The following is a 5,903-nucleotide window of genomic DNA, read 5'->3' on the forward strand; positions in this document are numbered from 1 at the left end:
GCGGGTGGGCCGCCGGGTGGCGCTGCCGCGGTGGGGCGGCCCCGCCGCGTGCGTTCCCCAAACCCCCCCCACCGGGGCGTCAGACGCCCGTAAGGTGGCCTTGACGGAACGTCAGCGGAGTTGCTTGAGCAGGGCGGGGACGAAGGCGGCGGCGTCGACGGTGCCCCAGCCGGACACGATGTCGAAGCCCTTACCGGCGGAGAACCCGGGAACGCCGTTGTAGCTGTTGTTCCCGCTGGTCACGTCCACGATGCCGGACGCGGTGCCGCCGGAGCCGAGCTTGTACAGCGCGGGGTTGATGAAGCCGAGGCCCTTGCCCGCCTGCTGCGAGGCGAGGTCGACCACCGCGGCGAACAGCGGCGACGACTGCGACGTGCCGGACGTGCCCAGCAGCGAGATGTCCGGCAGCGACCGGCCCTTGGCATGGGTCACCTTGCCGACTTCCTTCTGCCAGTCGGGTATGCCGTACTCGTGCGAGACACCGCCGCCGGAGCGCGACCACAGGTCGTCCGGGGACTTCCTGGTGCCGTCGGGGTTGAGGTGCAGCACGGTGCCGCCGACCGCGGTGACGTAGGAGTTGGCGGCGGGGAAGCTCACCACCTGCTTGCCCCACTCGCTGCCGTCCTTCTTCTTGCCCGTCGAACCGTCGTCACCGCTGGACGCCGTGACGGTGATCCCCGCGTCGACCGCCTTCTTGAAGTGCGCGTCGAGATCGTGCAGCTGCCGCGAGTTGTCGAAATCGTCTTCCGGCGTGCCGAGGCTCATCGAAATGACGTTGGCCGCCTTGTGGTCGGCGAGGTAGTCGATGGCCTTCATCATGTCGGGGAAGCCGTCGATGCCCTGGGTTTCCGAGGTCGGCGTGGCCACGACGAGGATCTTCGCCTTCGGCGCGAGCGTGTGGAACATCGCGACGTCGAGGTCGGTCTCGCCGCCCCAGCTCGAACAGTCGGCGGGCACGCCGGGGTCGTCGCACGAGGGCACGTGGCCGGCCGGCTCGAGGATCTGCACGTCCGCCGGGGGCAGGCCGTGCGAGCGCGAATAGCTGTCGATGTAGGCCTTGATGTTCTTGTCGCCGTAGGAGACGATCGTCGCCAGCGCCGTGCCGGTGCCGTCGATTCCCTTGTCGTACAAGGGTTTCGTGTGATACGCGGTCTGCAGGTTGTTTCCGGCCGCCGCGATGGCCTTGTCGGTCAGCGCGGCGCGCTCGTCGGCGTTCTTCGTGGCGCCGAGCAGCTTCGCCGCCTCGCTGAACCGGTGTTGCTTGGCGGTCGCGTGTGCTCCGGCCTGGCCCGCGGGTGCGGCACTCGCCGCGCCGACGCCGCACATCGTGACCGCGACGGCCGCGCTCGCGGCGAGGGTGAGTGCCGTCCGCGCGCGGTTCGGACCTCGGACTCGGCTGAACCCAGCAGACATTCGGTGTTCCTCCAGCTCGGCGGTGTCACGTGCGCTCCAGCCGGGATTAAAGCGCCGCCGGAGGAGTCTCTGCTACGGCCAATGGTCGTGGATGCGGTGATACGCCCAGGAAACCGGCTATCCGCCCGAATCGGCCGAAAGGGGTCACCGCTGCCGGGTCAAGGGTCGCGTGACCAGCACACCCAGCAGGACGAGCACCGCCATTCCACCGAACATCACCCGCGCCGATCCCGCGTCCGCGTCGCCGCCGAGGTTCACCAGTAGTCCTGCCAGCGCCGAACCGAAAGCGTTGGAGACGAGCTGCACGGTGTTGATCGCCGCGGACGCGCGATCCGCTTCGACGCCGTCGGGTTCGACGCTCATCGCCTTGGTCGCCAGATGCGGCCACGCGATCCCGATCCCGCTGCCCGCCACCAGCAAACCGGCGATCCAGACCACCACCAGCCCGATTCCGGCGTCCGCCCGCTGTGTGAGCGCGAGGACGGCCAGTCCGCCGCCGAGCAGCAGCGGAGCCGCGACGAGGATCCGCCGGACCGCCGCCGTGCGCGTCGCGTTGGCCGCCGGGATCTCCCCGATCGTCCAGCCCGCCGCGAGTGCCGCGCCGAGGAACCCGGCGGCGATCGGCGCCAGCCCGCCGAGCCGCTGCCCGAACAACGGCACGAACGCCTCCGTCGTCGAACCGATCGCCAGTACCACGATGAACAGGTAGATCCACTTCGTCGGCGCTCCACTGTGGAAGGTCGACCGCGGCAGGACGCGGGCACGGGCGCCGCGTTCCTGTGCGACGAAACCGAGGATCAGAACCGCCGCCACGACAAGGAAGACGATCCGCAGAGTGGTCTGGTCCGCGACGCCGGCGACGCTCACCAGGAGCACGGCCGCCGAAAGCAGCAGCATCGAAATCATCGGCGCGGGCATGATCGCGCCTTCGGGACGTTCGCGGGGCAACGCCCGCGGGACCAGGACGGCGAGCCCGAGTCCCGCGGCGGCGAGCGCGAAGAACGCCACCTGCCACAGCCGCAGCTGGCCGAACAGCCCGCCGAGCGCCGGGCCCGCCAGCGTGCCGACACCCCACATCGCGGAGATCAGCGCCGAAGCCCGTGCCCACAACGCTTCCGGCAGGCTCGACCGGATCAGCGCATAGCCGAGGCCGGACAGCAGACCGCCGCCGACGCCCTGGACCGCCCGGCCGATCAGCAGCACCGCCATCGCGGGGGAAACGGCACACAGTACGGACCCGGCGACGAAGAAACCCAGTGCCAGCACGTACGAACCCCGCGCCCCGAATCGCGCGACGGCCTTGCCGACCACCACCGAGGAAGACACCGACGCCACCAGGAACACCGTGGTGCTCCAGGCATAGAACCGCTCACCGCCGATGTCGGCCACGATCGTGGGCAGCATGCTCGCGGTGAGGTAGATGTTGGTGGCATAGAGCGCGACGCCGCCCGCCAGTACCACGATCGCGCCGAGATGGCGCTTGCCGAACAGGTCCCGCCACGATCCGGCGACGTGGCTCGCAACAGTTGTCATGCGGCCGACGCTAAAAGCTCCAGTTCGCTGGAGGTCAACCTCGGCATGGGCTGGATCACGTTGCGCGGCAAAGAGATCGCGGAGGTGCCCGCGGACCAGCAGGCACCTCCGCGACATGGTGGCGGAGCCGGGGGGCGCTCATTTTTCGGCGAAAGAGGCCCACCGCCGGCACCGCCCTGGTTCAGTGCGTGCGACCCGCGCGTCGACGCCGAACCACGATCACGCCGGCCAGCCCTGCGACGACGGCGAAACCGGATGCGGCGATCCAGTCCAGTGCCGTGTTGCCGGGGACAGGCGATTGCGCCTCGGCGGGTTTGGCCGCCGGGGCCGGACCGAAGCCACCCAGCCTGCCCTTGCGGGCATAGTCCGAGCCGGGCATCTTGTCGGCGTACTTGCCGTGCACGATCCGCTGATAATCCGCGAGCGTCGTGCCCGACGGGCCGACCACACGCTTCGCTACGTCGTTGAGCCCGACGACGCGGCCTTCGTGTACCCGGTACCAGGCGTTGACCTGCGGTTCGGTGAAGACCGTATCGCCGCCCGCCTGCGCGGGATAGGTGATTTCCTCGGTACCTGTGGTGATATTGCTGGCTTCCCAGCCGCTGCCCTCACGGGTCAGCCAGACCGAGGCGTCCTGGCCGCTGGCCGAACGGGTGTGCACGGCGTAGTAGCCGAACGTCGCGACGTCCTGGGACGTCCCGGTGACGAACGCCGGATTGAGCGTGTACACCTCGAGCGGGGACCCGAGGATCTGCGGCGATTTCGCCGCCGCGGCGGCGTTTTCCTCGGCCTTGCTCATCATCGACGAAGGCCGGCCCGCCGCGTGGCGGTCGGCGCCGACGAAGAAGTGGGCGATGAAGTCGGTCGTCTGCGGGGTGGTGGCCGCCTGGCCCGCGGCGTCGCGATCAGTGGAAGCGCTTGCTGAGGCGGTGCCCAGCAGCAGCGCGAAACCGGCGATGGCCGAGCCGGTGAGCATCCGTGTCGTCTTGTTCATCGCCATCACTTCTCCCCGTAGAGAGATTCGGCCCACCGGAACTGACCGTTCGACCGGTAGGACTGGTACCGCATCTGGCTGTAGCGCGGGCTGGACGGCCACGGGTCGCCGTAGGAAAGCGCTTGCGTCGAGCTGTCGTAGCCGTAGATCACCTGCGCGTGGCCGCCGCCTGCCGTCCAGTAGATGCCGGTCTCGATCGGGGAATTGCCATCGATCGACGACTGGACCTGGGCGAAGCTGAGCGCGCCGCCGATCTGTCCGCCCGTGATGCCGAGATGCTGGAACGCGGTCTGCACCCACTCCAGGTAGCCCGCTTCGTTCGGGCAGTACTCACCGGGCTGGCCGCCGCGCGCGATCGAGCAGAAGTCGTTCTGGTCGATGCCGTTGTCCTTCTGCAGGTACTTGGCGATGGTGAGCCCGCTGCCTGCCCAGCACCACTGGTCCTGCTCCTGGACCTGCTGGCTGATGTTGAGCTGCTTGCCGGCGGCGGGGCCGGCGGGGGCGGCCGAAGCGACGGTGACGGGGGCGAGCACGCCCACCGCCAGTACACCCGCCGCGAGCACGGCGGACCGCCGCAGGCGGCTCACCGCCGATCTCCGCGCGCCGCGAGGCGGCGCACTCGTGCTGGGCATGGTTGCTCCTTTCGGCCCGACCGCGGGGGCCGGATTCGGGGAACGAGGACCATGCGAAGCATCGGCCGAACGGCCGGAACGGGGGTAATCCCATCGGGGATAACACGCACGTTATGGGTAGACGATCTCACTCTCGGTCATGTCCGACAGGATCGCGTCGACCTCTCGATGCGCCTCCGGATGACTGTCCCACCAACGCCGGTAATGCACGTTGTTGTCGGCGACGTTCCGGTAGGCGAGCGCGGCGCAGCGGAACAGCTCGTCCATCGAGTTCAGCAGGACGTCGTTGGCGCGCATGGCGAACAACAGGTCGGCGAGCACGGGGTCACCACGCAGCGGGTAGGCCGAAACCCCACCGCTGGGCCGGAACGACGCCGAGGCCATGACCACGCAGCCCGCCTTGATCAGCGTGCGCGCGGTGATCGCGTCGGACGTGTAATGCCGCACCTTTGGGGTGAAACCCGCGGCCTCACAGGCCGCCAGCAACCGCATCCGCACCCCGTTCTCGTGCGGCGGCGGCAGCACCCACTCCTCGTCGGCGAGGTCGGCGAGGTCGATGAGGCCGTCCCTGATCGCGGGATGCCCGTCGGCCACCCCGGCGAAGATGGGCTCGGTGCCCAGCGTCCGCACGGTCAGCCCGGCCAGATGATACGGCTCGATGCCGTCGAACCGCTCCAGCAGCGCGACGTCGACCCGGTGCGTGGCCAGCAGCTTCAGCAGCACCGGCGCGGAGGGCTCCACCCAGGTCTGCACGTCGAGCTCGGTGGCACGCAGGTGCAGCTGCTCGACGAAACCGCCGAGCATGGTCAGCGGGATGCTGCCGACCCGCAGCACCGAGCGCCCGTTCGCCTGTCCGCGTTCCTTCGCCGTGACGACGAGTGCCTGCAGATCGGCCAGCAGCGCCTCGGCGCGGTTGAGCACGAACTTGCCGAGGTCGGTCGGCTTGGTACCCTGCGAGCCGCGTTCGAACAGCTGCCCGCCGAGAATCCGTTCGATGCGTTTGAGCTGCGCGGTCAACGCGGGCTGGCTGACGCCGAGCAGGGTCGCCGCCCTGCTCACGCTGCCCGCCTCCGCGACCGCGCGTACCGCACGAAGATGACGCAGTTCGAGCTCCGCCATCCGCCGATGTTATACCCCTATCGGGTGGGGAGATAGCCTTGTGCCGAAATTGGTTCGGACCATTCTTTCACCGTGAGAAAGCGCTCGTCCGGGGCCGCGGCGCCGGACGACGCCGGGGGGGGGGGCGGGGGCGCCCCCCCGCCGGCGGGGCAGGCCAGCGCCGCTAATCGACAGGCGTGGTAGCCGTCGGGGAACCCCACCGCGCCGCACAC

Annotated in this window: 5 protein-coding genes; all 5 read right to left on the reverse strand. The window is 69.5% G+C overall.

Annotated features, from left to right (window positions below; translation table 11 throughout):
• Nucleotides 1–111: 111 nt before the first annotated feature.
• Nucleotides 112–1,413: a peptidase S8/S53 subtilisin kexin sedolisin gene (locus ACFWY9_RS01665; protein ID WP_378328478.1), complete on the reverse strand. Its 1,302-nt coding sequence runs from the start codon at nt 1,411–1,413 to the stop codon at nt 112–114.
• A 144-nt stretch (nt 1,414–1,557) separates the two neighbouring features.
• Complete coding sequence (locus ACFWY9_RS01670; RefSeq protein WP_378337907.1) at nt 1,558–2,946, reverse strand: MFS transporter; 1,389 nt, start codon at nt 2,944–2,946, stop codon at nt 1,558–1,560.
• Between the two features lie 181 nt (nt 2,947–3,127).
• The gene (locus ACFWY9_RS01675) at nt 3,128–3,946 is read right to left on the reverse strand and encodes a hypothetical protein (protein WP_378328476.1); all 819 of its coding nucleotides are present in this window, start codon (nt 3,944–3,946) and stop codon (nt 3,128–3,130) included.
• Nucleotides 3,946–4,572 carry a papain-like cysteine protease family protein gene (locus ACFWY9_RS01680; RefSeq protein WP_378328475.1) on the reverse strand — a complete coding sequence of 209 codons (627 nt, stop codon included), beginning with the start codon at nt 4,570–4,572 and terminating at the stop codon, nt 3,946–3,948. Before ACFWY9_RS01680 ends, ACFWY9_RS01675 begins: the two co-directional genes overlap by 1 nt.
• Before the next feature lie 111 nt (nt 4,573–4,683).
• On the reverse strand, nt 4,684–5,691 hold the full coding sequence (locus tag ACFWY9_RS01685) for a LysR substrate-binding domain-containing protein (RefSeq protein WP_378328474.1): 1,008 nt from the start codon (nt 5,689–5,691) through the stop codon (nt 4,684–4,686).
• Between the last annotated feature and the right edge of the window lie 212 nt (nt 5,692–5,903).

This window comes from Amycolatopsis sp. NPDC059027 (genome assembly GCF_042739735.1).
GTDB lineage: Bacteria > Actinomycetota > Actinomycetes > Mycobacteriales > Pseudonocardiaceae > Amycolatopsis.